The following is a 24,585-nucleotide window of genomic DNA, read 5'->3' as shown; positions in this document are numbered from 1 at the left end:
ATGACGCTCACTTCATCAATCAAATCATATAGATTAATTTCAGATTAGCTACAGAGACTTTTTCTCTATAAAAAATAGTAGAAAATCTATTTTTAAGATAGATTTTCTACTACTAAAATTATTTATTTTTTCTTTCCAAACGCATCTTTCATTTTATCAAAAAAGCCTTCTGGTTGTTGTTCTGTTGTTTTTTGACCACTTACTTCAGCGAATTGACGTAACGCGTCTTTTTGACTTTCATTTAAGTTTCTCGGCGTAATCAATTTCACTGTTACTTGTTGGTCACCATTGCCATTACCACGTAGACGTGGAGCACCTTTACCGCGTAGACGGAATTTAGTACCTGTTTGTGTACCAGCAGGAATTTTTAGTTTAACTTCGCCATGAACAGTTGGTACGTTAACTTCGTCACCTAATGCAGCTTGGACAAAGTTTAGCGGTAATTCATAATAAATTTCCGCACCATCACGATCAAAAATATCACTTTCTTCTACATAGAAAATAACATATAAATCACCGTAAGGACCACCATTTGTACCAGCTTCACCTTGACCAGCTAAACGCATTTGTTGCCCATTTTCTACTCCAGCAGGAACATTTACTTTCACACTGTGCGTTTTCTTTTCATGTCCAGTGCCATGACAAGTTTCACAAACATCTTTGATTTCTTTACCAGTACCATGACAAACATCACAGGTTTGACGACTCATTACTCGACCAAGTGGTGTTTGACGTTCCACATTGATTGTACCTGAGCCATGACATTTATGACATGTTTCAGGTTGGGTTCCTGGTTTCGCGCCATTTCCACCACATGTATGACATGTTTCATCACGTTTGTATTGAATATCTTTTTCTACGCCGAAGATTGCTTCTTCAAAGCTTAGGTTAATTGAATATTGTAAATCTTCTCCTTGTCGAGGGGCATTAGGATTTACTGTACGGCCTCCTCCACCAAAAAATGATTCAAATATATCTTCAAAACCACCAAATCCACCAGCACTTGAGAAGCCGCCATTAAATCCGCCGAAACCACCAGCTCCACCACCATAGTTTGGATCTGTACCGGCATGTCCATATTGATCATAGGCTGCACGTTTTTGTGGGTCGCTTAAAATTTCATATGCTTCTGAAACTTCTTTAAATTTCGTTTCTGCATCTGCTTCTTTATTAATATCTGGATGGTATTTTTTGGAAAGCTTACGATACGCTTTTTTAATTTCGTCGTCCGAAGCCCCTTTTTGTAAACCTAAGACTTCGTAATAATCACGTTTTGTTGCCATTGGCTTCCCTCCGTTTTCTTGCTTTTAACAGTCTTTCGTATTTTATCATAAATCCGAAAGAAGGAACATCCTTTTGAAAAAATCCTTTGAAAAAATGTTTATTTTCATCTCTTCAATCCAGAAGAAAAAGCCAAAGCGGATGACTTTGGCTTTTCACAAGTAACGAGGTTAGTCGTTATCTACTTCTTCAAAATCGGCATCAACCACATCATCTGCGCCACCTTGAGCAGCATTAGGATCTTGTTGTGCTTGTTGTTGAGCGGCTTGTTCATACAATTTAACTGTTAAGTTTTGTACGATTTCATTCAACGCATCACGTTTTGTTTTCATTTCTTCAATGTTGTTCGCTTCAACAGCTGCTTTTAATTCATCACGTGCATCTTCAGCTTTTTTCACTTCGTCGGCATCTACTTTACCTTCTAGCTCTTTCAATGTTTTATCAACAGTGAATAGTAAAGCATCTACATCATTACGTAAATCAACTTCTTCTTTACGAGCTTTATCTGCTTCTGCATTTGCTTCTGCATCTTTCACCATACGTTCGATTTCATCATCTGATAAACCTGAAGAAGATTTAATCGTAATAGTTTGTTCTTTTTGAGTTCCTAAATCTTTCGCAGAAACATTTACAATACCGTTTTTGTCGATATCAAAAGTTACTTCGATTTGAGGAATTCCACGTGGTGCTGGTGGAATATCCGTTAATTGGAATCTTCCAAGTGTTTTGTTATCTGCAGCCATTGGACGTTCACCTTGTAATACATGAATGTCTACGGCTGGTTGATTATCAGCTGCTGTTGAGAATACTTGAGATTTGCTTGTTGGGATTGTTGTATTACGATCAATTAATTTTGTAAATACGCCACCCATTGTTTCAATACCTAATGAAAGTGGTGTTACATCAAGTAATACGACATCTTTAACATCACCAGTGATAACCCCACCTTGAATCGCAGCACCCATTGCTACTACTTCATCAGGGTTTACTGATTTGTTAGGTTCTTTGCTAGTTTCTTTACGGACAGCTTCTACAACTGCAGGAATACGTGTAGAACCACCAACCAAGATAACTTCATCAATTTCAGATTGAGAAATACCAGCATCTTTTAATGCTTGACGTACAGGAACTTTTGTACGTTCTACTAAATCTGCAGTTAATTCATCAAATTTTGCACGAGTTAATGTTAATTCTAAGTGTAATGGACCAGCATCGCCAGCTGTAATAAATGGTAAGCTAATTTGTGTACTTGTTACACCTGATAAATCTTTTTTCGCTTTTTCAGCGGCATCTTTCAAACGTTGAACAGCCATTTTATCTTTACTTAAGTCAATGCCGTTTTCTTTTTTGAATTCTGCTACCATATAATCGATGATTTTGTTATCAAAGTCATCTCCACCTAGGTTATTATCACCAGCTGTTGATAATACATCAAAGACACCGTCGCCTAATTCAAGGATAGATACGTCAAATGTACCACCACCAAGGTCAAATACTAATACCTTTTCGTCACGGTCAGTTTTATCTAAACCATAAGCTAAGGCTGCTGCAGTTGGTTCGTTAACAATACGTTCAACTTCTAAACCAGCAATTTTACCAGCGTCTTTAGTTGCTTGACGTTGTGAGTCATTGAAGTAAGCAGGTACAGTGATAACTGCTTTTTCAACTTTTTCACCTAAATAATCTTCTGCAAAACCTTTGATGTATTGTAAGATCATTGCTGAGATTTCTTGTGGTGTATATGTTTTACCTTCTACTTCTACTTTATAACCAGCTTCACCAATATGACGTTTGATTGATGAAATTGTGTTAGGATTTGTCACTGCTTGACGTTTAGCTACTTCACCGACTTGAATTTCACCATTTTTGAAAGAGACTACAGATGGTGTTGTACGATTACCTTCTGGATTTGTAATAATTTTAGCTTCTCCGCCTTCTAATACAGAAACAGCTGAGTTTGTTGTACCTAAGTCAATACCAATAATTTTGCTCATATTAAAGATCTCCTTTGTGTATTCAATTCAATTAAATTATCAAATTTTATTATTGTGCCACAACAACCATACTTGCACGTAAAACGCGATCATGTAGTTTATAGCCTTTTTGTAAGACTTCTACAATCGTATCTGACGGATAGTCATCTGATGCAGGCACAGTTTGTACAGCTTGATGTAGATTTGGATCAAAAGCAACTCCAGTAGCTGGAATTTCTTCAATACCTTCTTCTTTCAAAGCTTGGCGTAAACTTTCTAATACCATTTCCACACCTTTTTTCAAACTGATACTTTGTTCATCAGTTACTTCCGCGTTCATCGCACGTTCTAGATTGTCAATGGCAGGTAATAATTTTTTACCTAAATCTTGTGAACGATATTTTTGTAACAATTCTCTTTCGTTGCGATTACGGTTCGTAATATTTGCGATTTCAGCGCGCGCACGTAAGAATTTGTCTTCAGTTTCTTCTAATTGTTTTTTCAGTTCATCGGCTTCAGAAACAACTTCTGTTTCCTCTGTCGATTCTTCTTCGTTTGTTTCCATTACTTCTTCAATAATTTCTTCAGAAGTTTTTTCTTGTTCTGACAATGGACTAACTTCCCTTCTATTTGAAATCATGCTATTGATTAACTAGCTAATTATCCGAATCTAACGACCGGTAATAATTAACCAACGTTAAAGCTAATTCCTGGCGAAATACATCGACTAAACCAAACATTTTCGAATAAGGCATACTCGTAGGCCCTAATAAAGCAATGGTTCCTTTTCCGTGTCCTTCAATGTCATAACTTGCCTGAATCATACTCATATTATTCAATAGGTTGTCCCCAAGTTCGGAGCCAATTCGAATTTGAATGGCGCCATCGCGTGGTGCTAACAATTGGTTTAAGTTTTCTGAATTCTTCATAAATGAATACATTGACTTAAATTGTTCCACGTCTTGGTTGTGTTCGAAGTTCAATAAATTCATCCGTCCACCGACAAAAACCTTCTCTTCAAAAATATGATTTAACATGCCATCAAATAAATCCAGAACACCATCAGTCGTTTGAAAATATTTATGCAGAATCATCGGAATTTCAGTTCGTAAACGATGATAAACATTCATCAGGGGTTGCCCAATCAATTTATCATTAATGATACGAACCATTTTTTCAAGGTCATCACTACTTAAATTTTTCGGAATTGAAAAGACTTGACTTTCCACATTTCCTTTGTCTGTGACAATAATTGCAATGACTTGGCGATTGTTTAAAGGAACAATTCGAAAACCCGTTAGCCTTCGATCCTTTACATCTGGTCCAAGCGACAATGCCGTATAACTTGTCAAGGTAGATAAAATATTGGCAGACTGTTGAATAATTTCATTAATCTCGTGAAATTCTTTGCCAAAAGACTGCCTAATCAGTGCAACATCTTCGTTACCTACTTTCGAAGGTGTCAATAGGTGATCGACATAATACCGATAACCAGTCATCGAAGGAACTCGACCAGAAGAAGAATGTGTTTTAGCAAGTAATCCATAATCTTCAAGCGTCTTCATCTCATTACGAATCGTCGCTGAACTTGCTTCGATGCCATCCTCCATTAATTTTTTCGAGCCAACTGGCTGGCCTAAATTTGTATAATTTTGGATGATCAGACGCAAGATATTTTCTTGTCTTTCTGTTAACAAATTTATCACCTCTTGATTAGCACTCTTGTCTATCAAGTGCTAACTACATGTATAAATATATCATATTTAAAATAGAAGTCAAGAAGAAACTCTCAAAAATTAGCACTCTTCTAGACAGAGTGCTAATTTTCTTTTTGACTAAATTAAAGACTTCTACATATCGCCTCTTATATAAAATATGGTACACTGTTTTTCGAATACAATCGATCACAGAACCTGTGATACTGGAGGAAACACATTTATGTTTGAAGAAACACCCCAAGTTAAAAATACATCGGCATATATCCATATTCCCTTTTGCGAACACATTTGCTACTATTGTGATTTCAATAAAGTTTTTTTAGAAGGGCAACCTGTGGACGAATACATTCAACTACTTTTAAAAGAAATTGAACTAACGTTGCAAGTCCATCCTACCGATCAATCTGAAACAATTTACATTGGAGGTGGGACGCCCACTTCTTTATCTGCCACACAATTAGATGTTTTATTAACCGGTATTCATCACTTGTTGCCAACCAACACAACGAAAGAGTTTACGGTTGAAGCTAATCCAGGTGATTTAACTGAAGAAAAATTACAAGTCATGAAACATCATGGTGTCAATCGTTTATCTATGGGTGTGCAGACCTTTAACAATCGTTTATTAAAAAAGATTGGTCGTAAACATACGGCAGAAGATGTGTATGAAACAATTCGCGTTCTTGAAAAAAATCAGTTTGATAATGTCAGCATTGATTTGATCTACGCTTTACCTGGACAAACGTTGGAAGATTTTCGCGATACGCTACATCGCGCCATTGAATTGGGTTTGCCTCACTACTCAATGTATTCATTGATTTTAGAAAATAAAACTCAATTTATGAACTGGGTACGACAAGGCCGCTTAGAACTCCCTTCACAAGAAGTTGAAAGTCAAATGTTTGAAGAAGCGATCGAAGCCATGGAAAAATCTGGTCATCGTCAATATGAAGTCAGTAACTTTGCTGCTGTAGGCAAAGAATCACAGCATAATCTCGTGTATTGGAATAATGAAAATTATTATGGTTTCGGTGCAGGTGCCAGTGGCTATTTGAAAAATGAGCGCTATAAAAACTTTGGACCGATTCAACATTATTTACGCCCTTTACGCGACAACCAATTACCAATTGTTGAAACAGAGCTGTTAACTAAAGAAAATCAAATTGAAGAAGAGATGTTTTTGGGACTGAGAAAATTAGAAGGTATTTCTCAAAAATATTTTGCTGAGAAATTTAATGTTTCATTTATGGATGTCTACGGTAAAATTTTACCTGAATTAATAGAAAAAAATTGGCTGGTGGTCAATAATGATCGCATACAATTGACGCAGCAAGGCCTTTTCATTGGAAATGAAGTTTTTGAAAAATTTTTACTACCTAAGTAACTGACTGAAAAAAGGATTTCTTTTTCAATTAATTTTTGCTAGAATGTAGCTTATCATGGCTCTACAAAGGGGAAAACAGATGATTACAACTATTTTTTTTGATTTAGATGATACATTATTGTGGGATAAACAAAGTATTAAAACTGCCTTTCAAGAAACTTGTAAAACAGTTGCCACAATTGATTCAAAAGTATTAGAGAACGCGGTTAGAGAAGAAGCAACAAAATTATATCAAAGCTACCCTACGTATGCTTTCACGCAAATGATTGGTATTAATCCTTTTGAAGGGTTATGGGGAACCTTCGATGATCCTGGAGAAGAATTTCAACAAATGCATCAATTAATCCATACCTATCAAGTGGACGCTTGGACAAATGGTTTAAAAGCTTGTGGTATTGAGGATTTAGCTTTAGGAAAACAATTGGCGCAACAATTTATTGTAGAGCGTAAAAAACATCCGTTCGTCTATTCAGATACTTTTACGGTATTAGACCAATTAAAAGAGAAATACCAACTTGTATTAGTGACAAATGGCTCACCTTCTTTGCAACGAACAAAGCTAGCAATTACACCCGAAATTGCGCCTTATTTTGCGCATATTATTATTTCAGGTGAAGTTGGGGTTGGTAAACCCGATCCTAAAATTTTTGAATTTGCACTTGAGACAGCCAATGCATCCCCAGAGCAATCAATTATGATAGGCGATAATTTAATGACAGATATTTTAGGCTCGAATCGTGCGAACATGTCAAATATTTGGATTAATCATCACCAACAAACACCAGCTGCTGTGCAACCTACTTATGAAGTTACTTCATTAAAAGAAATTTTACCGATAATTGAACAAGTGTAACATAAATAAAAACAAGAGAAAAATATCCGAACGATTTAGAATGAGTAGCGCTAATCCTGCTAGACTACAGGAGCACACTCTCTCGTTCGGATATTTTATTGTTAAATAGACCAATTTCATCACTTTTTTTGCTTATACTATAAAAAAGAATTAAGAAAAAGCATCTCTTAGGCTCCCAATTTATCTAATTGCTTAATTATCCAGTATAGTATACTTAGTAGGAGGTGTTTTTTATCTTAAAACGAACTTTTTATTTTCTCTGTATAGTCGCTTTATTGTTTTTTACACGGGCTTTTTGGTTTGAGTTGTTTACGGAAGGAACACAGCTTGTGCAACATTCTGTTTCTCAATTGATAACAAATGAGGAATCAACACCCCCACCTTTAGAATTATCCCAACCCGAATCTCAAACTTTTTCAGTTGGTAATATTGAAATTGGAGACAGCCAACAAGAGGTCGAAGCCATGTACGGTACTGCTCTTAATCAAACACAAAATGAATATGGCACCCAATGGGCAAGCTATCATCAAAATTATCAAAATTTTATGATGGTTGCATATGACCAAGACAATATTGTTCGAGGGTTGTTTACCAATCAAGAATTACTTGCTTCCACTCTGGATATTCAAATGGGGACTACTAAACAAACCATCCGTGATTTGCTGGGAGAACCAGAAGAGTCTATTCGTAAAGGACTCTATAATTATCTAATCAACAGTGAAGGTGAATATGATGTGTATCAAATAGACAATAATTTCATTACCTTCTTTTATGATTTGCATGATGGTGACAAACTCACTGCTATTCAAATTATTGAACAGCAATTAGAATTAAATAAAAATTATCTTTATGCAAGTCAAACAACTGAACTACAAACTGGTTTCGAGAGACAATTATTTGATTTGACGAATGCTTCTCGTGTTAAACGAGGATTATCTGTTTTAAATTGGTCGGATCAAGCGCAAGAAACTGGACGCAAACATAGCAAAGACATGGCTGATAATAATTATTTTGACCATATGAATCTACAAGGACAATCTCCCTTCGATCGTATGAATGAGGATCAAATTTCTTATACATTAGCTGGCGAAAATCTGGCGTATGGTCAAGCAAGCAGTATCTTTGCGCATCAAGGCTTATTAAATTCAGAAGGTCATCGTAAAAATATTTTAAATAATGGCTTTGAAAAGCTAGGCATTGGCGTTTCTTTTAACGAAGAGAATCAGCCTTATTTTACAGAATTGTTCTACAAATAAAAAAACAAGTCTTTTACTTTATTCAAAGTAAAGGCTTATTTTTTTGAGTTAGCTGATTTAGCGCATTATTACACTTCGTAAAATTCTGCAATTCTTTTATTTTCAGAATTTTCTATATTATTAATGTTCATTTTTTGTTATGATAATTAATAGTTATAGGAGGTGGGGGAAATTGAAAACGTTTTGGTTAGGTATAAATATTTTATGGTCTATTCTATTTGTTGTTGCAATTGGATATATTTTCTTTCAAAAAACAGACACTTTTGATACAATCCAAACAATTGAACTTCGACTAATTTCGTTCATTCTTATTTTTGTCCTCTTTCTGTTTGTTTTTCTTTGCCAACTTACTTGGGGGGTCAGTCTTAAAAAACAACAGAAAAAACGAAAGAAGGATTGATACGCTGTAATTAGCAATCAATCCTTCTTCTTAATTTAAGTCAAAATAAGTGCGTGTGTCGCATTCATCTTGTTTTAATTGTTTAATTAAATTTTCAGCTCCATCAAAAGCAACTTGGCCTCGTAAAAAATGATTCCAACGCACAGAGACTTGTTCACCGTAGATATCTTCTTTAAAGTCTAAAATGTATACTTCAACTGTTAATTGTCGCCCTTTTTCAAAGGTATCATTATGTCCGATTGAGCCCATTGATGGATACCAGGTATCACCAACTTTCAATTCCGTTACATAAACACCTTCTTTAGGTAAACGAGTGGTACTTTTGGTTTTAATATTAGCAGTTGGAAAACCCAATGTTCGTCCACGGGCATCACCATGTACAACGGTTCCATCAATTTCATAGACATAACCTAATAATTCTGTCACTTCTTCCATATGTCCAGCGTCTAAGTTTTCACGAATACGTGTTGAACTAATTTTACGATCCGCTAAACTCTCTTTAGGAACTGTTAGAATCTCAAAGCGTCCTTTAGCATAATCTGCTAAACAAGACATATTCGCAACATCTTTTGGTCCGTACGTATAATCAAACCCCGCAACAACACAAGCAGCATTTAAGTCAACCATATATTGGTCCACGAAATCTTGTGGTTTTAAATTAGCAAATGCTGAAGTAAACTCCACAATATACAAATAATCGACTTGTTGTTGTTCCATTAGTCGTTTCTTTTGATCCAAGCTTGTTAAGTAACGCATTAATTCTGGTTGGACTTTTTGAAAAACAATAGATGGATGTTGGTTGAAGGTCATTACGGCTAATTTTAAGCCTTTTTCATCGGCAATTTTTTTTCCTTCTTGAATAACTTTTTGATGACCTTGATGAACACCGTCAAAAAAGCCCATGACTAAAACTACATCATCTTTTGGAATCATCGCTTTTTCATAAGGATGACGAATTTCAATTACTTTCATTCTGCTTTTGCTCCTCACTCTGTTTGTAATACTTTTAATGGTTTCACAATTCCTTTTTGCTTTTCATGCGGCTGATATAAGCAAACCACTTTGGCATGATAAAAAACTGCGAAAGGTTCCTTAGGCAAGTCAGTAAAGCCAAATTCTTGGTACGGCAAACGCATCCCATTTTTGACTTTATTCCATAACTCTTCCGTAATATCAATCCGTTGAAAATCTTTCACACCAAATTCAATTGGCAATAAAATTTGTTCGATGCTTTCGTTTTCCATCGCCTCTGCTACTTGTGCTAAGGTGACAGCCTGCTCTTTGGTAAAACCACCACTGGCTGTACGCGTCAAATCAGACATATGGGCAGGCACGCCTAATGCTTTTCCAGTATCTACTGCTAACGTGCGGACATAGGTTCCCTTACCACAAACTACACGGAACCGCCAAGATTGCGTTTTTTCAACTTCATCCCATATAGGTTCAGTTGTCCGTTCAAAAAGATCGATTTGAGCTTTACGTTTGGGACGTTCGACTGTTTCCCCATTTCTTGCATATTCATATAATCGTTTCCCATTAACTTTCACTGCTGAATACATCGGTGGGATTTGCGTAATCTCTCCAGTCAATTGTTGCATTGCTTTGTCAATTTGTTCATTAGAAAAAGGCACATCAACCGCTTGTTTTTCAACAATTTCACCAGAAACATCTTCTGTCGTTGTACTATATCCAAGCGTAATTTCACCTTCATAAATTTTTCCTGAATCACTGAGAAATTCAATAACTTTGGTCCCTTTGCCAATACAAATTGGCAAAACACCATCTACATCTGGGTCTAATGTTCCACCATGTCCTACTTTTTTTGTATGTAAAATTTTTCTTAATTTAAATACACAGTCATGACTTGTCATACCGCGTTCTTTCCATAGGGGTAAAATGCCGTTCATGGATACACCTCAATTTATTTTTTAGCCTCAATTATTATAACATATCGTTCTTCACTTGCGCATTATACAATTTCTTTCAAACAAAAAACGGAAACGAAACAATCCTGTCTCGTTTCCGTTTCGACTAGTCTTTGTTTAAATTACGAATCATTTCGTCAATTTTATTGCCATACACGACAGATTCATCTAATTCAAAGATTAATTCAGGTGTTTTATAAAGCGACAACTCATGACCTAATTCACGACGAATTAAACCTGTTGCTTTTTCTAAACCACTTTGCGCTTTTTGCTTATCTGAAGCTAAGTCAGATAAAATACTGTAATAAATCGTTGCTTGTTGTAAGTCTCCGGTCACATGAACATCTGTAATAGTGACGTCTTGCACACGAGGATCACGAACTTTTCTTCTCAAGATTTGATTAACTTCTTTCAAAATTTCTTGAGCAACTCTACGATCACGATAATTGGCCATTGAGAGACCTCCTATTTTCTAACGTAATTAATTATTTTGCTTTAATTTCTTCCATAACGAATCCTTCGATTACGTCATCTACTTTGATGTCGTTGAATTTATCAATCATCGCTCCACATTCAAAGCCTAATTTTACTTCTTTGGCATCATCTTTAAAACGTTTCAAGCTAGCTAGTTCACCTTCGTAGATAACAATATTATCACGAATCACACGAACACCACTATCACGACGGATAAAGCCTTCTGTTACGTAACAACCAGCAATTGTACCAATTTTAGAAACTTTATACGTTTCACGAACGACCATTTGACCTGTAATTTTTTCTTCAAATTCAGGATCAAGCATCCCTTTCATCGCTGTTTCAATTTCTTCAATTGCTTTGTAAATAATACGGTGTAAGCGAATGTCTACTGATTCCGCATCAGCTTGTTGTTTCGCTTGTGGCGTTGGACGTACATTAAATCCAATGATAATCGCATTACTTGCTGCAGCTAAAGTGACATCACTTTCATTCACCGCACCAACTGCTGAATGGACAATATTTACACGAACGCCTTCCACATCAATTTTCTTCAATGAAGCAGCTAAAGCTTCGGCAGAACCTTGAACGTCAGCTTTAATAATAACATTCACGTCTTTTAATTCGCCTTCTTTTAGGCTTTCAAATAAATTGTCTAATGTGACACGAGAACTTGATGCACGTTGTTCCACTAACGCACGTTTCGCACGTTCTTCACCGGCTGCACGAGCTGTTTTCTCATCTTCAAAGACAACAAAACGGTCACCTGCTTGAGGTACATCATTTAATCCTGTAATTTCAACTGGAGTTGCTGGACCAGCAGTTTTATCACGACGGCCTAAGTCATTCGTCATCACACGGACACGACCATACGTATTACCGACAACGATAGGATCTCCTACGTGTAGCGTACCTTGTTGTACTAATAAAGTCGCTACAGGACCTTTTCCTTTGTCTAAACGAGCTTCGATTACTGTACCGATTGCGCGTTGAGTTGGATCAGCTTTCAAATCTTCTACTTCCGCAACTAATAGAATCATTTCTAATAATTCTTCAATATTTTGTCCAAATTTTGCTGAGATTTCAACAAAAATTGTATCGCCACCCCATGCTTCAGGAATTAATTCATATTCACTTAATTCTTGCATCACATGTTGTGGATTAGCTGCTGGCTTATCGATTTTATTTACAGCAACAATAATTGGAACGTTCGCTGCTTTCGCATGGTTAATTGCTTCAATTGTTTGAGGCATTACACCATCATCTGCTGCGACAACTAAAATCGTAATATCTGTAATACTTGCTCCACGTGCACGCATGCTTGTAAACGCCGCATGTCCTGGAGTATCCAAGAAAGTAATTGGTTTATTATCAATATCAATTTGGTACGCACCGATATGTTGGGTAATACCGCCTGCTTCGCCACTTGTTACACTAACACGTGAATGACGTAATGTATCAAGTAATGTTGTTTTACCATGGTCAACGTGCCCCATGATGGTTACAACTGGTGGACGAGACACAAGATTTTCTTCTTTTAACTCTTCTGGTTCAAAGAATTTATCGATATCTGCAATATCCACTTGAACTTTTTCTTGTGGGTCAATGCCGTAATCTGTCGCTAACAACTCAATTGTATCTTTATCTAATGGTTGGTTTTGGTTAACCATAACGCCCATCATAAAGAGTTTTTTGATAATTTCAGCTGGTTCACGATAGATTTTTTTCGCAATATCTGCTACGTTCATGCCATCTGTATATTCTAAAACTTCTGGTAATTCACGGAACTTACGTGCCGGCACTGCAGGTTTATTGGATTGAGGATGTTGTTTTCCTTTTTTCCCTTTTTTATTAAATTTATTACGGTTTTGATTGCCACCAAAACTGTTACGATTATTGAAGTTATTGTTACGGTTACGATTTTGGTTATTGTTTTGCCCTTGTCCTGTATTTGAACGGTTTTGATTATTGCTTTGTCCTTGTGCAGTAGTTGAGCGATTTTGATGATTATTTTGACCTTGTGCTGGACGAGTTTGGTTGTTTTGGCCTTGAGTTGGACGGTTTTGATTTTGTCCTTGTGTCGGGCGATTTTGATTTTGTCCTTGTGTCGGACGGTTTTGATTGTTAGTGCGTTGCCCTTGATTATTTGAACGATTTTGGTTTCCACTTTGATTTTGACGGTTTTGGAAGTTAGGATTATTTCTTTGCGATTGGAATTTCTTATCGCCTTGTGCGTTATTTTGTTGGTTTACTGGTTTTTGGGATGCTGGTTTATTTGGTCTTGCTGCACCTCCGCCTAATGTTTGACGTAATTTTTTCTCCTCACTATCTGAGATTACTCCCATGTGATTTTTCACGTCAAAGCCTAGTGATTGTGCTTTATCGACAATCTCTTTACTTGATTTGTTAATTTCTTTTGCAAGTTCGTATACTCTTTTTTTCCCCATGCAATCACCTTCCTAACCTAATATTAATTCCTCGATTCTCTTGGCAAATCCACTATCCAGAATGCCAACCACCATACGGTCTTTACCGATAGCTTGGCTCAGTTCATTTGAGTTGAAATGGTCAAGACAAGGAACTTGATAAAAAGAACTTTTGTCCTTTACTTTCTTCTGTGTATTCTTACCAGCATCATGGGCGATTAAAACAAGTTTCGCTTTTTGCGATTTCACTTCTGTAATCGTCATTTCTTCACCGGTTACCAGTTTACCAGCACGCATTGCTAGTCCTAACATATTGAGCGCTTTTTGTCTATTCATTGCCAAACAACTCTCGACGCGCTTTTTGGTGTGTTACATAATCTAATAATTCTTGATAAAATTCATCCGTCAGTTTGGCTTCTAACACACGGTCTAAAATGCGTTTATCCCATGCAAGTTGCGCTTCACTTGGTTCAATGGCAATATACGCACCACGACCTGGTTTTTTACCAGTTGGATCAATTGAAACTTCGCCTTCTTTTGAGCGGGCAATTCGCAACAATTCTTTTTTGGGAAACATATCACCTGATACAACTGATTTTCTCAAAGGAATTTTTCTTTTTTTCATTAGAATCCCTCCAGATGTTATTCGTCTACTGATGTTGCGTCGTCATTTAAAATAACTTCTGCTTCATCAATAGTTGCATCAATTTCTTCTACAATTTCTTCATTGTCTAGTTGTGCATAAAAATCTTTCATGTCTGATTCTGACTTAATGTCAATTTTATAGCCAGTTAATTTAGCAGCTAAACGTGCATTTTGTCCACGTTTACCAATTGCTAACGATAATTGATAATCTGGCACTACAACGGTACATGCTTTTGGATTTTCTGCATCAAAAATAACATCACTTACTTCTGCTGGATTTAACGCATTTGCAATGAAAACAGCTGGATCTTCATTCCATTCTACGATATCCATATTTTCGCCTTTTAATTCGTTAACAAGGGCTTGTACACGTTGTCCTTTGGGTCCCACACAAGTACCTACTGGATCAATATTTGCATCATGTGAACGAACAGCAATTTTTGAACGATCGCCTGCTTCACGAGCAATGCTGACAATCTCTACAATACCATCATACACTTCTGGCACTTCTTGTTCAAATAAACGACGTAATAAATCTGGATGACTACGACTTACAAAGACTTGTGGACCTTTTGAAGTATTTTCAACACGTGAAACGTAGACTTTGATACGATCATGTGGTTGATAAAATTCATTAACCATTTGATCTTGTTTTGATAAAACAGCTTCAATTTTTCCAAGATTTACATAAATATAACGATTGTCTTGGCGTTCAACAATTCCTTGCATAATGTCTTTTTCATATGCACTGAATTCAGTGTAGATGATGTTACGTTCTGCTTCACGTACACGTTGTAAAATAACTTGTTTTGCTGTTTGTGCGGCAATACGTCCAAAGTCTTTTGGTGTTACTTCAAAACGGATTCTGTCACCGATTTCGTAAGCAGGATTAATTGTGATGGCTTCTTTTAAAGAGACTTCTAATTGAGAGTCCATAACTTCTTCAGAAACTTCTTTGACCGCATAGACGTGAATATTTCCCTTTTTTTGGTCAAATTCCACTTCTACATTTTGTGATTGTCCGTAATGACGTTTATAAGCAGAAATCAATGCTGCTTCTAATGCTTCAATAACAATTTCTTTAGAAACTCCCTTTTCAGCTTCTAAAGCATCTAATGCGTTCAACATTTCTTTACTCATTGTCTTTGATTCCTCCGTGTTTAAAATTGAATAGCTAGACGAGCTTTCGCAATATTTTTGCGATCAACAGTAATTTCTTTTTCTCTTGTTTTAATTCTAATTTTTAGAATAAGTTCAGCATTATCATAGGATTGTAAAAATCCTTCATATTGTTTTTCTCCATCTAATGGTTGGTAAAGAGAGAGATGGATGTATTCACCCAATGCTCGTTGATAATCTGCTTCTTTCTTCAATGGACGTTCTGCTCCTGGAGAAGAAACTTCTAAAAAGTATGCTTGAGGAATAGGATCAGGATCAATGCTGTCTAACTTTTCGCTCAAATGCTCACTGACAAAGGCACACTCTTCAATATCGATGCCACCTTCTTTGTCAATGAAGACACGAAGAAACCAATTCTTGCCTTCTTTCACAAATTCTACTTCTACTAACTCAAAATTTTGTTCCTCTAAAATAGGGGTTACTAACTCGGTTACAGTTTCCACCACAGTACTCAAAATTTATCGCCTCCTTTATTTCAATGAATGAAATTTGCTTCATTCCATAAAAAGAGTGAGGGAAAAAATCGCCCTCACTCACCTCTACTATCATTACGTTTATGAATATAACATAACTTTGGTATAAATTCAAGTTTCGCGCGCTATAGTAGTCATTTGTTCCCATAGCGTAGCGAATAGTCTTGGTATCCATGCTTGTGTTTCAAAATCCATCGGTGCTTGATTTGGAAAAAATTGCAGCATTCGATAAATATATACACCTACAATTAAGCTAAGGACACTACTCCAAAATAATTTAGAATGATATATTTTTGAAATCAATGAATACTTTTGAAAGATGACGATTCCAAAAACGATCGGAACTAACCAGAATAGCGGATGATAATAAAAAGCTTCTTCAAAATTTCCTGAAAGAACGTGTAGACATGCTCGTGTCATCCCACAACCTGGACAAGGCAATCCTGTCATCCATTTAAAAATACACATTAATAATCGGTCCATTCGTCATCTGAAGACTGAAAAGGTGTTTCTTCTATTGGAGGTTCTTCTGCAACTTCTGCACGCTCCCATAAAAGATTTAAATCAGATTGAATAATCGCCATATTAATGATACTAAAACCAACAACACTACATAATAGAAATAGCCATTTGTTATCAGCCATTACTTGATACCCTGTTTCATGTTGAGCGGTCATCATTAAATTATTGATGCGATACCACCAATAAAGCGTGTAAAAACCACATGTTAATAATGTAAAAACCACAGCTAATCCTGGACTTAAACGATAATCCTCTGTATATTCTGTTAATTCTTTGGTTACTTGATACATCCATACAAAGAAATAAATACCGCATGTGATTAAAGTTAATACAACTACCAGTAATACTGAACGCTCGCGTCCAAGAAGACGTCTATTTTGCATAATTTCTCTCCTTTGTTTGTCTCAACTTAGTATACAATGAAATAAACAAATTGATAAGAAAATATGGGGATTTTTAAATAAAATTAGTTTTATTTAACCATTCAGAACCATTTTTCATCATTCTCTTTTTAAAAGCAAAAAATTTCTATGCTCTATAAACTACTAGTTATTGAAGCAACTTCATTATTCCTTCTTTTATTACTGAAAAATCTTTTTCAGTTAAATTAGCATTTATTAACATACCTTTTTGGGTGGTTTCCGTAGACAACGTAATATCCGCAATTTTTTCCTCAGAAACAAAAACAATCTGTGCCATATTCAACATTTTATGTTCAATCGTCTTTTTCATTAACTGAATCTCTATTTTTGGCAAACTAGACTTTAAATACATTTGGATAATTGGAAAAAGTTTTTCTTTTGAAGCATATTGCAATGTCCATTCTAAAAAAATTTGCTTGTATTTCTTAGTATCTAATAGAGTATATTGAGAAACAAATGCTTCCCACATTTTTTCAAACTCAATCCAAAAATAAGGATAGATTTCTTGCACTTTCGCTTCATCAAAGATTGAAAAAACGGCTTTTACTTTTTCAGAAGTCGGAACAATTTGATCGAGTATAGATAATTTATACATTTGCAAATAGAGATTTTCCTTTTCTTTCGGCATCATTTGTCGAACACGATTTTCATAAAAAAGAAGCCATTTTCGAGCACTATCAGAAAAAGAATTTTGATGTATCTTTTCAAAATTTAATTCTGGTTCAAATTCAACTAAATCTAATACATACATAACAATCAATATAAACTCCCAAGTATCCAAAGACAATTCACTATCGGGTAAGACAATTGAAGTAAAGTTTTCAGACACGTTTGATTCAATCGGTTTTCCTAATTGATCAGATTGTTGATTGATGAACAGCCAGATACCCAGAATTTCCATATGTTCATTGTCGGTAAAAATATAGAAAGCTTCACAAATTTGCTGACCTAATTTCAGATATTTTTCTGAATCAATCCATTGTATAGAAGATAATTTTCGATGAACAGTATAAAGAAACATAAAAAAGAAGACGCGAATTTGCTTTTCATTACCGACAACGGTAACTTTTGTGCCAATTTTCAAATGAATTTGATAATCAGTCAATGCATCATTTATTTTCTTAATTATGCGACGTAAAGTAGACATGCTAACTGCATGTCTTTGGCAGAAGTCTGACGTAAGGAACGAACGGTGCAAAATTAATTGTTGATAGATATGATACACAATATTTTTAGTATAAAGTTCTTCAAAATAACAATCAAAATTGGTTCCTTTTCGTAATAAATAACTTCCATAACGAGTGCCTATATTTAATTGCATTTGTTCTGGCGAATAGAGTTCTGAAATACTTTCAGCAATTTCTTTTAGATATTTTCGAACCGTTTGACTAGTTAGTGATTGTATATAATCTGAAATATCTTTACTTGACACGCCTTCTTCTTGTTTGTCTAGAAAATAGAGTAATTCTTTTTTTAAAAGTATTTCCTTAGAGAATCCAAACATACACTTCCTCCTCAGTTTGTGTATTCCGTAAGTTAATCTTAGCGAAACCAAACATAAATTTCCTCCTCAATTTTCAGCATTCTATAAATCAATTTATGACTAATTTGAAATACTCGTATCTTTCAGTTATGTCTTAATAACATTTATCCCATAGAAACGACTACTCACTCTTGGAGCTTGGATTATTTTTCAACTTAAATCTATAAATCTGATGTGCAATCATGCCTATACTAACTATTAGAAAAATACCAATTCCTACGGCTATGATAATTTGCTCCCAAAATCGTTGACGATTTCCTGCTTCTTGTTCTTTTTGAACGTTTGCTGTATAAGGAACACGCTCACCAGTGACTAACAAACGATGTGAATTAATCATGTAGGGCGTACAGGTTACTAAAGTTACTAAGTCTTTCTCAGCAACTAGTTGTAGTAAAGAGGTTTCATGCGGTTCCACTACTTGAATATCCCTCACCTCATAAGCTAATGTTTGATTTAAAATGTCTATTAAAAAGAGGTCGCCCTTTTTTAATTTAGGAAGATTGGTGAATAGTTCTCTTTCCGGCAATCCTCGATGAGCAGTAATGACTGCGTGGGTTCCATCTCCACCCACAGGATAACTCGTCCCATCTAATACAGTGGCACCTTTTTCCAACAATAATGGCGTGGTTGTATCAAATAAAGACAATTCAACGGCCAATTTTGGAATGTTAATTTTTCCGATAAAATGTTGCTGATAATATTGCTCATCTGCTTTTTGGGAAGGAGATTCACTAAAAGGATCGGCACCTGGTGCAAGGCCTTCCGTTTTCAAACGCTCGTTTTCGACTTCTAGTCGTTGGCGTTCTGCTGCCACATTTTTTTCTTTTGTTAAATAATATGTCATTTGTTGTTGGTCTAAAAAATTGTTTAATGCGTTAACATAAAATGGATAGGTCATAACCATGACTCCCGTACAAAATAAGCAGATAACAGCAATACGAGAAAACAACTGTCGCTTTGATTTTTTCATTTTCGTTTTCCTTCCTCTATCCAATAGCAAGTAGTATCAGCTCGCTTATCCTTTCGAATAATCGAACGACTTCTCAATAGGAATTGCTTCTCTTTTAAACGAAATATATACCCTTTAATTTTGGGCTGCTCTCGGTTTGCAGGCGTTACCCAATAGCAACCGCCACGAATTTGAGAAAAACATACCTTGCCATCTTGATTACTGGTTGTTATGGCAATCTGTTTGTGTCGTTTCGATAAAATAAATCGTTGTCCCACCAATGGTTCTCCATTTTTAAGGTAGATAAATTGAAAATCATAACGATATTTTCCGCTTTGATAATAAACAAATTTGCGCCACATCCAATAAGCAATGGAAACTAAAACTACTGGAATAGCCAACATGAATAACCAAAATCGCTGATAGTGGTACTTTTCTGTTTGCTCTTTTTCTTTTTCCATGACTTCTTCTATATAAGGAATCCGATGAGCCGTGACTAATAAGCGATGCGTATTCACCATATAAGGTGTGCAAGTCACCAACGTTACTAAATCTTTCCCTTCCTTAATTTTCAAATCCTCTAATTCATGTGGTAGTACTGTGTTAAACTGCTCAATTTGATAGGCTAATTTTTCTCCAGCAACGTCAAGATAGAACACATCATCTTGTTGTAACTTTTCTAAATCAGTAAATAATAATTTATTGGGTAAACCGCTATGACCAGTAATTACCGAGTGGGTATCACTTCCACCAATTGGTAAAGAAGTTCCTTGTAAAACTGTCGCTCCTTTTTCTAACAACAGTGAATTGGTTTCATCAAACAACGGGAGACTAACATGGATTTTAGGAATATAGATGGCGCCAATTGTATGGTCTGAAAAATATTGGCGATCAGGATTCGGCGTATTGCCAATAGATTCTTCAAAAGGATCCTCCACTAAGCCCATTCCTGGAATATTGGTCGTTTGTTTATTAGTCCGAAGTACGTCATTTTGTTGCTTCATTTTCGATAAATGTTCTTCTCGTTCAGTCAGTAATTGTTCTTGATTTTCGCGATGCATTTTTTCAATCGTCTTCTGGTCATAATAGTTATTAATAGCGTCTACTACGAAGGGATAACTAAAAGTCACTGCACCAGTTAGAAATAATAACGCCATCAGTAGTTTCAATAAAAGATTTATTCGTTCGTTTTTCAAGTTTTGATCCATCATTAGCTCCTTTTCTCTAAATAAAAAGGTAACTCCGAAAAGGTACCGACCCCCGAAAGTTAGAGTAATAAATCTAACTTTCGGGGGTATTTTTATGGCTAAATATAGTGAAGAATTTAAAATAAAGCTTGTTACGGAGTATTTGGATGGAAATATTGGTTATAAATTATTGGCGAAGAAATACAATATGCCTTCTGCAACACCATTACAAAATTGGGTAAGAGCTTATAAAACACAAGGGATGGAGGGATTAAAACGAAGAAAAAGGAAGGAAGTATATCCTGTTCAATTTAAATTAAATACGATACAATTTATGTTAGACACAGGTGCTTCTTATCAGGAAACGACTGAACAATTCGGATTAAATAATCCTTCATTAATTTATCGTTGGATGAAAGATTTTAATTCTCAAGGGATAGAAGGCTTGAAACCAAAATCAAAGGAGCGACCTTCTATGACTAAGAAACTAAATAAACAAACGAAAAAGGAAGAAAACAAGTTCACACGTGAAACGGAGTTAGAACGAGAGAATGAACTACTGAGATTAGAAATTGCCTATTTAAAAAAGCTGAGAGCTTTTCGGGAAAATCCGAATGTCTTACTCGAAAAGCGCAAGCAAAATGGGCATTCGAACTTAAAGAAGAAGGGTTCCGATTAAAGGATATTATCCTAGTTGTGGGAATTCCCGAAGCAACCTATCACTATCATGTCAAGAACTTCGGAAAAGAAGATCTGGATATCGAACTAAAAGAACGCATTACTCACCTATTTAAGGCGTTTTATGAACGTTATGGATATAAACGGATTACAGACGAGTTAAAGAAATTAGGATACTGTATTAATCATAAAAAGGTGTATCGCATTATGCGAGAGCTAGGATTAAAGTGTGTAAAATTCATGCGAAAATCCCGTAAATACAATTCATATAAAGGAACTACTGGAAAAATAGTGAAGAATCGATTGTCACGTCGGTTTAGTACACCTATCCCATTTCAGAAACTAGTAACTGACATTACGGAATTCAAATGTCTAGGGGAAGAAAAGTTGTATTTAAACCCTATTCTTGACCTATATAATGGAGAAGTGATTGCGTTTGGAATTAAGAAACGCCCAACATTAGATTTAGTCATGGAGCCACTAAATGAAACAATAGAGATAATAAAGAATCACGCAACCTACCGTACAACTATCCATTCGGATCAAGGTTGGCATTACCAACATAATAAATGGGTAAAAACATTAAATAAAAACAATGTATTCCAGAGTATGTCACGTAAAGCAACGTGTGCAGACAATGCTTCGATGGAGAATTTCTTTGGCATATTAAAACAAGAAATGTATTATGGAGAGAAACTAGTCAGTTATGAAGAATTAAAACGACGAATTAAAGAATACATCTACTGGTATAACCACGTACGATCAAAAGTAAAATTGGCTGGACTGAGTCCGGTCGAATACCGAATTCAATCCAGCCAATCAGCTGCATAATAAAAACTCTAACTTTTAGGGGTCGCCACCCTTCGATGTATTCTTTTTCTGCTTTGGGTATTTCAATCGGCTTTCTTCCACAACGTTTTTTATTTTTCTTATACTGTTCGAGGTATTCGAGAGCCGTTTTTCCTTGTTTAAGAAAATGATAAACATTGTAAATGGCCTGTCTACCACGCTTAAGTTTCTTGGCAACGAAAGCAACGGGTGTTTCTTGATGAAAATATGCCTCTATAATTACGAGTTCATTTGGTGTAAGATGGGTATAGGTCATTTATGTTCACTCTCCCTGTATTCTTTCGACGGAATTACAATTTGAGTGTAACATAAATGATTTTTTTATTTGTCTCGCTTAATTTTACAATCGGCGCGATATTGAATCATAAAAAAAACCTTCAATATAATATTTTTGCACAATCGTGTGCTCCTTCATTATATTGGAGGTATTGTTGATTTAATTATATATTTTACCGAATGGTAACTTCAATGTCACTGAGTGGTAAGTTCTGTGTCACTGACTGGTAATAACTATGTCACTAGTGGTAATTTTGGCTGGCGGATATCATGATACCTTAAAAATATAAGAAACATAGAAGGTTCTCTTAAACGAGAACGCTCTCCTCATAGGATTTTTGTTCAATATCTTTTTTTATATGCTGCTAACAAGGGCACCAAAATCGGCTCCAGAATCAGATAGAATCCGGCATTCCCCAGTCCGTGAAGGAGATCGAAAGGAATGCCGGCGATGTAATAGGCCCAAAAACTATTGATACCCATCAATTTTACGGAAATGACAGAGATGACGAATCCGTACAGCAGTCCTCCGAAAAAGGCAAACAGTGCAAATAGGATTCTGTGGATCTTTTTTTGATTTGTGCAGTAGAACGGCTTGACGAACACACCCGTGACCACGATCAGAAAGCCGAAACCGGCGATCTGTGCAATCGTCCACGGTCCCATTCCCAGCAGGAAGTTGGTCAAAACAATCGACAGGATGGCTACAATAAACCCATCCGCCATGCCCAATGTAAGTGTCAGGATGATCAGCACGGCTGTCACCGGCTGCACATTCGGGATGAACTGGAACACCATCCTCCCGACGTAGCACAAAGCCGTCAAAATCGACAACAGTGCTAGCCGCCTCACCCCGAAACCCACAGTCTTCTTTACATTTCTGTCAGGTTCCATACGATTACGTCTCCTTCTTGGAGCGCCACATCAGCGGCTCCGACCATCGAAGACTCGCCATTTACATCAAACAACCAATATTTGGCTTTTGTTTCGGCTGTCTCTTCCACTTGTGTATGGCCGTCGATGGCAGTGATAAAGCCATCAGCTTCTTCGATTGCATAATTTTCTCTCATGACAGCCAACAGGTTCGCGCCCGCTTCGACCTCAACCGTTTTTTCAGATCCTACGATGACTGTGCCGCCATCCGTCAATGAGATTGTAACACTAACTGTCTCCGCTGCTTCCGAGCTGACTTCCTCGGATAAAACGAGTTCTTCAGACGATGTGTCGAATGTCTCTGTTGTTGAACAGCCGTACAAAACAAAGCTTAAAGATAATACAAGTAATAATTTTTTCATATTTTACACCCCTATTATTTTCCCATACTGCCAAATTTTAGCTCTGACAAATGTCTATTAGTATTTTTTTATTCCTATAAAAGAATTATCGAAAAAATAACTTGCCACCTTTAGTTTTTGAACAATAAAATCGAAATCCTTTTTCCAATCTACATAAACGTAATGTTAATTAAAAAATATTATTAAAAACTACAGCTGCAGTCATTCCTCCAATGACAGGGCCGATTACTGGAATCCAAGCATACCCCCACTCTGAATCTCCTTTACCACGTATAGGTACAATATAGTGTGCCAGACGAGGACCAAAATCTCTGGCTGGATTTATTGCATAACCTGTAGTTCCCCCTAAAGAAATTCCTATTGACCAGACGATAAGACCCGAAGCCACAGGTGCTAGTCCATTGACCATAGGTGTATTATTAAGACCTAACGAAGCAAAAACTAATAAAAATGTACCAATAAATTCGCTGAAGAAATTTGATGATGTATCATTGATTGCCGGTCCTGTACAGAATACAGCAAGTTTTTCACTCTGATTATCGCCTTCATTAAAATGATTTTTATAGAATAACCAAACTATTAATGCTCCTAAAAATCCACCTACAAGCTGAGCGGCGATATACCCAGGAACACTGCTCCAAGGGAATTTCCCTATCGTTGCAAGCCCAAGTGTTACAGCTGGATTAATATGAGCTCCACTGATAGGACCAAATATAAAAACTGCTATAGTAACACCTAAACCCCATCCTGTTGTAATTACAATCCACCCGGAATTTTGCCCTTTTGTTTTATCTAATAATACGTTAGCAACTACTCCATCTCCTAGGATTATTAGAACCATAGTTCCTAACATTTCCGCTAGATATTTTGACATCCT

Annotated in this window: 26 protein-coding genes and 1 pseudogene; 6 read left to right on the top strand and 21 right to left on the bottom strand. The window is 36.1% G+C overall.

From position 1 onward, the window contains the following. Positions 1 to 122 precede the first annotated feature (122 nt). From dnaJ to hrcA, 4 genes are all read right to left on the bottom strand, one after another. A complete protein-coding gene (dnaJ, locus tag AC4BC7_RS02055; RefSeq protein ID WP_207940263.1) occupies positions 123 to 1,283 on the bottom strand; it encodes a molecular chaperone DnaJ in 1,161 nt (386 codons plus the stop codon). A 168-nt stretch (positions 1,284 to 1,451) separates the two neighbouring features. Next, a complete protein-coding gene (gene dnaK, locus AC4BC7_RS02050) occupies positions 1,452 to 3,275 on the bottom strand; it encodes a molecular chaperone DnaK (protein WP_207940262.1) in 1,824 nt (607 codons plus the stop codon). 49 nt (positions 3,276 to 3,324) lie between these two features. After that, positions 3,325 to 3,894 carry a nucleotide exchange factor GrpE gene (grpE, locus tag AC4BC7_RS02045; RefSeq protein ID WP_207940261.1) on the bottom strand — a complete coding sequence of 190 codons (570 nt, stop codon included), beginning with the start codon at positions 3,892 to 3,894 and terminating at the stop codon, positions 3,325 to 3,327. Positions 3,895 to 3,910: 16 nt separating this feature from the next. Continuing rightward, complete coding sequence (gene hrcA, locus AC4BC7_RS02040; protein ID WP_490503683.1) at positions 3,911 to 4,951, bottom strand: heat-inducible transcriptional repressor HrcA; 1,041 nt, start codon at positions 4,949 to 4,951, stop codon at positions 3,911 to 3,913. A 241-nt stretch (positions 4,952 to 5,192) separates the two neighbouring features. Here hrcA and hemW point away from each other — a divergent pair, with 241 nt between their 5' ends. The 4 genes from hemW (at position 5,193) to AC4BC7_RS02020 (ending at position 8,865) form a co-directional block, all read left to right on the top strand. Next, the gene (gene hemW / locus AC4BC7_RS02035) at positions 5,193 to 6,356 is read left to right on the top strand and encodes a radical SAM family heme chaperone HemW (RefSeq protein ID WP_207940259.1); all 1,164 of its coding nucleotides are present in this window, start codon (positions 5,193 to 5,195) and stop codon (positions 6,354 to 6,356) included. A 79-nt stretch (positions 6,357 to 6,435) separates the two neighbouring features. Further along, a complete protein-coding gene (locus AC4BC7_RS02030; protein WP_490503682.1) occupies positions 6,436 to 7,209 on the top strand; it encodes an HAD family hydrolase in 774 nt (257 codons plus the stop codon). A 329-nt stretch (positions 7,210 to 7,538) separates the two neighbouring features. Further along, positions 7,539 to 8,465, top strand: coding sequence for a CAP domain-containing protein (locus tag AC4BC7_RS02025; protein ID WP_490503681.1), 927 nt, complete (start codon positions 7,539 to 7,541; stop codon positions 8,463 to 8,465). Positions 8,466 to 8,604: 139 nt separating this feature from the next. Beyond that, positions 8,605 to 8,865, top strand: a complete 261-nt coding sequence (locus AC4BC7_RS02020; protein WP_490503680.1) for a DUF3923 family protein — start codon at positions 8,605 to 8,607, stop codon at positions 8,863 to 8,865. A gap of 30 nt (positions 8,866 to 8,895) precedes the next feature. On the opposite strand, the gene ribF is transcribed toward AC4BC7_RS02020, so the two are convergent. The 13 genes from ribF to AC4BC7_RS01955 form a co-directional block, all read right to left on the bottom strand. Next, positions 8,896 to 9,837, bottom strand: a complete 942-nt coding sequence (gene ribF, locus AC4BC7_RS02015; protein WP_490503679.1) for a riboflavin biosynthesis protein RibF — start codon at positions 9,835 to 9,837, stop codon at positions 8,896 to 8,898. Between the two features lie 14 nt (positions 9,838 to 9,851). Beyond that, the gene (gene truB, locus AC4BC7_RS02010) at positions 9,852 to 10,772 is read right to left on the bottom strand and encodes a tRNA pseudouridine(55) synthase TruB (RefSeq protein WP_490503678.1); all 921 of its coding nucleotides are present in this window, start codon (positions 10,770 to 10,772) and stop codon (positions 9,852 to 9,854) included. Between the two features lie 124 nt (positions 10,773 to 10,896). Further along, the gene (rbfA, locus tag AC4BC7_RS02005; protein ID WP_207940253.1) at positions 10,897 to 11,244 is read right to left on the bottom strand and encodes a 30S ribosome-binding factor RbfA; all 348 of its coding nucleotides are present in this window, start codon (positions 11,242 to 11,244) and stop codon (positions 10,897 to 10,899) included. Positions 11,245 to 11,275: 31 nt separating this feature from the next. Continuing rightward, positions 11,276 to 13,711, bottom strand: a complete 2,436-nt coding sequence (gene infB, locus AC4BC7_RS02000; RefSeq protein WP_490503676.1) for a translation initiation factor IF-2 — start codon at positions 13,709 to 13,711, stop codon at positions 11,276 to 11,278. Positions 13,712 to 13,723: 12 nt separating this feature from the next. Beyond that, entirely contained in the window at positions 13,724 to 14,026 is a 303-nt protein-coding gene (locus tag AC4BC7_RS01995; protein ID WP_490503675.1) for a YlxQ-related RNA-binding protein, read from the bottom strand. After that, a complete protein-coding gene (gene rnpM, locus AC4BC7_RS01990) occupies positions 14,019 to 14,315 on the bottom strand; it encodes an RNase P modulator RnpM (RefSeq protein WP_207940250.1) in 297 nt (98 codons plus the stop codon). The genes AC4BC7_RS01995 and rnpM overlap by 8 nt, the downstream gene beginning before the upstream one ends. A 17-nt stretch (positions 14,316 to 14,332) precedes the next feature. Then, complete coding sequence (nusA, locus tag AC4BC7_RS01985; RefSeq protein WP_207940249.1) at positions 14,333 to 15,475, bottom strand: transcription termination factor NusA; 1,143 nt, start codon at positions 15,473 to 15,475, stop codon at positions 14,333 to 14,335. 20 nt (positions 15,476 to 15,495) lie between these two features. Next, on the bottom strand, positions 15,496 to 15,969 hold the full coding sequence (gene rimP / locus AC4BC7_RS01980; protein ID WP_207940248.1) for a ribosome maturation factor RimP: 474 nt from the start codon (positions 15,967 to 15,969) through the stop codon (positions 15,496 to 15,498). 129 nt (positions 15,970 to 16,098) lie between these two features. Beyond that, a complete protein-coding gene (locus AC4BC7_RS01975; RefSeq protein ID WP_207940247.1) occupies positions 16,099 to 16,470 on the bottom strand; it encodes a DUF2752 domain-containing protein in 372 nt (123 codons plus the stop codon). Continuing rightward, entirely contained in the window at positions 16,455 to 16,892 is a 438-nt protein-coding gene (locus AC4BC7_RS01970; protein WP_207940246.1) for a DUF4234 domain-containing protein, read from the bottom strand. The genes AC4BC7_RS01975 and AC4BC7_RS01970 overlap by 16 nt, the downstream gene beginning before the upstream one ends. Positions 16,893 to 17,058: 166 nt before the next feature. Next, positions 17,059 to 18,435, bottom strand: a complete 1,377-nt coding sequence (locus AC4BC7_RS01965; protein ID WP_490503674.1) for a helix-turn-helix domain-containing protein — start codon at positions 18,433 to 18,435, stop codon at positions 17,059 to 17,061. Positions 18,436 to 18,595: 160 nt separating this feature from the next. Then, positions 18,596 to 19,444 carry a class C sortase gene (locus AC4BC7_RS01960; RefSeq protein WP_207940244.1) on the bottom strand — a complete coding sequence of 283 codons (849 nt, stop codon included), beginning with the start codon at positions 19,442 to 19,444 and terminating at the stop codon, positions 18,596 to 18,598. Continuing rightward, a complete protein-coding gene (locus AC4BC7_RS01955; RefSeq protein WP_207940243.1) occupies positions 19,441 to 20,631 on the bottom strand; it encodes a class C sortase in 1,191 nt (396 codons plus the stop codon). Before AC4BC7_RS01955 ends, AC4BC7_RS01960 begins: the two co-directional genes overlap by 4 nt. 94 nt (positions 20,632 to 20,725) lie before the next feature. Here AC4BC7_RS01955 and AC4BC7_RS01950 point away from each other — a divergent pair, with 94 nt between their 5' ends. Continuing rightward, entirely contained in the window at positions 20,726 to 21,289 is a 564-nt protein-coding gene (locus tag AC4BC7_RS01950; protein WP_311055572.1) for a helix-turn-helix domain-containing protein, read from the top strand. Then, positions 21,175 to 22,119, top strand: a complete 945-nt coding sequence (locus tag AC4BC7_RS01945; protein WP_490504395.1) for an IS3 family transposase — start codon at positions 21,175 to 21,177, stop codon at positions 22,117 to 22,119. The genes AC4BC7_RS01950 and AC4BC7_RS01945 overlap by 115 nt, the downstream gene beginning before the upstream one ends. A 19-nt stretch (positions 22,120 to 22,138) precedes the next feature. Here AC4BC7_RS01945 and AC4BC7_RS01940 read toward each other — a convergent pair. The 4 genes and pseudogenes from AC4BC7_RS01940 to AC4BC7_RS01925 form a co-directional block, all read right to left on the bottom strand. Beyond that, positions 22,139 to 22,393 (bottom strand): annotated as a pseudogene (locus tag AC4BC7_RS01940) (IS30 family transposase); the annotation flags it as partial. Between the two features lie 362 nt (positions 22,394 to 22,755). Further along, positions 22,756 to 23,307, bottom strand: coding sequence for an ECF transporter S component (locus AC4BC7_RS01935; protein ID WP_490503673.1), 552 nt, complete (start codon positions 23,305 to 23,307; stop codon positions 22,756 to 22,758). Beyond that, positions 23,286 to 23,708 carry a DUF4430 domain-containing protein gene (locus tag AC4BC7_RS01930; RefSeq protein ID WP_490503672.1) on the bottom strand — a complete coding sequence of 141 codons (423 nt, stop codon included), beginning with the start codon at positions 23,706 to 23,708 and terminating at the stop codon, positions 23,286 to 23,288. Before AC4BC7_RS01930 ends, AC4BC7_RS01935 begins: the two co-directional genes overlap by 22 nt. A gap of 169 nt (positions 23,709 to 23,877) precedes the next feature. After that, positions 23,878 to 24,582 (bottom strand): MIP/aquaporin family protein, encoded by a 705-nt coding sequence (locus tag AC4BC7_RS01925; RefSeq protein WP_490503671.1) that lies wholly within the window; start codon positions 24,580 to 24,582, stop codon positions 23,878 to 23,880. Positions 24,583 to 24,585 lie beyond the last annotated feature (3 nt).

The organism is Enterococcus sp. AMC1623, assembly GCF_058216495.1.
This window is presented reverse-complemented; position numbering and strand designations above follow the sequence as displayed.

What these genes read in the sequence shown, in the direction of transcription:
- rnpM (WP_207940250.1), bottom strand. Translation starts at nt 14,315, where the DNA reads ATGAAAAAAAGAAAAATTCCTTTGAGAAAATCAGTTGTATCAGGTGAT.
- dnaK (WP_207940262.1), bottom strand. Translation starts at nt 3,275, where the DNA reads ATGAGCAAAATTATTGGTATTGACTTAGGTACAACAAACTCAGCTGTT.
- AC4BC7_RS01935 (WP_490503673.1), bottom strand. Translation starts at nt 23,307, where the DNA reads ATGGAACCTGACAGAAATGTAAAGAAGACTGTGGGTTTCGGGGTGAGG.
- AC4BC7_RS02020 (WP_490503680.1), top strand. Translation starts at nt 8,605, where the DNA reads ATGATAATTAATAGTTATAGGAGGTGGGGGAAATTGAAAACGTTTTGG.
- rbfA (WP_207940253.1), bottom strand. Translation starts at nt 11,244, where the DNA reads ATGGCCAATTATCGTGATCGTAGAGTTGCTCAAGAAATTTTGAAAGAA.
- AC4BC7_RS01975 (WP_207940247.1), bottom strand. Translation starts at nt 16,470, where the DNA reads ATGGACCGATTATTAATGTGTATTTTTAAATGGATGACAGGATTGCCT.
- AC4BC7_RS02030 (WP_490503682.1), top strand. Translation starts at nt 6,436, where the DNA reads ATGATTACAACTATTTTTTTTGATTTAGATGATACATTATTGTGGGAT.
- ribF (WP_490503679.1), bottom strand. Translation starts at nt 9,837, where the DNA reads ATGAAAGTAATTGAAATTCGTCATCCTTATGAAAAAGCGATGATTCCA.
- AC4BC7_RS01925 (WP_490503671.1), bottom strand. Translation starts at nt 24,582, where the DNA reads ATGTCAAAATATCTAGCGGAAATGTTAGGAACTATGGTTCTAATAATC.
- AC4BC7_RS01965 (WP_490503674.1), bottom strand. Translation starts at nt 18,435, where the DNA reads ATGTTTGGATTCTCTAAGGAAATACTTTTAAAAAAAGAATTACTCTAT.
- infB (WP_490503676.1), bottom strand. Translation starts at nt 13,711, where the DNA reads ATGGGGAAAAAAAGAGTATACGAACTTGCAAAAGAAATTAACAAATCA.
- AC4BC7_RS01960 (WP_207940244.1), bottom strand. Translation starts at nt 19,444, where the DNA reads ATGAAAAAATCAAAGCGACAGTTGTTTTCTCGTATTGCTGTTATCTGC.
- AC4BC7_RS01955 (WP_207940243.1), bottom strand. Translation starts at nt 20,631, where the DNA reads ATGGATCAAAACTTGAAAAACGAACGAATAAATCTTTTATTGAAACTA.
- AC4BC7_RS01995 (WP_490503675.1), bottom strand. Translation starts at nt 14,026, where the DNA reads ATGAATAGACAAAAAGCGCTCAATATGTTAGGACTAGCAATGCGTGCT.
- grpE (WP_207940261.1), bottom strand. Translation starts at nt 3,894, where the DNA reads ATGATTTCAAATAGAAGGGAAGTTAGTCCATTGTCAGAACAAGAAAAA.
- AC4BC7_RS01950 (WP_311055572.1), top strand. Translation starts at nt 20,726, where the DNA reads ATGGCTAAATATAGTGAAGAATTTAAAATAAAGCTTGTTACGGAGTAT.
- AC4BC7_RS01970 (WP_207940246.1), bottom strand. Translation starts at nt 16,892, where the DNA reads ATGCAAAATAGACGTCTTCTTGGACGCGAGCGTTCAGTATTACTGGTA.
- truB (WP_490503678.1), bottom strand. Translation starts at nt 10,772, where the DNA reads ATGAACGGCATTTTACCCCTATGGAAAGAACGCGGTATGACAAGTCAT.
- hemW (WP_207940259.1), top strand. Translation starts at nt 5,193, where the DNA reads ATGTTTGAAGAAACACCCCAAGTTAAAAATACATCGGCATATATCCAT.
- nusA (WP_207940249.1), bottom strand. Translation starts at nt 15,475, where the DNA reads ATGAGTAAAGAAATGTTGAACGCATTAGATGCTTTAGAAGCTGAAAAG.
- dnaJ (WP_207940263.1), bottom strand. Translation starts at nt 1,283, where the DNA reads ATGGCAACAAAACGTGATTATTACGAAGTCTTAGGTTTACAAAAAGGG.
- AC4BC7_RS01930 (WP_490503672.1), bottom strand. Translation starts at nt 23,708, where the DNA reads ATGAAAAAATTATTACTTGTATTATCTTTAAGCTTTGTTTTGTACGGC.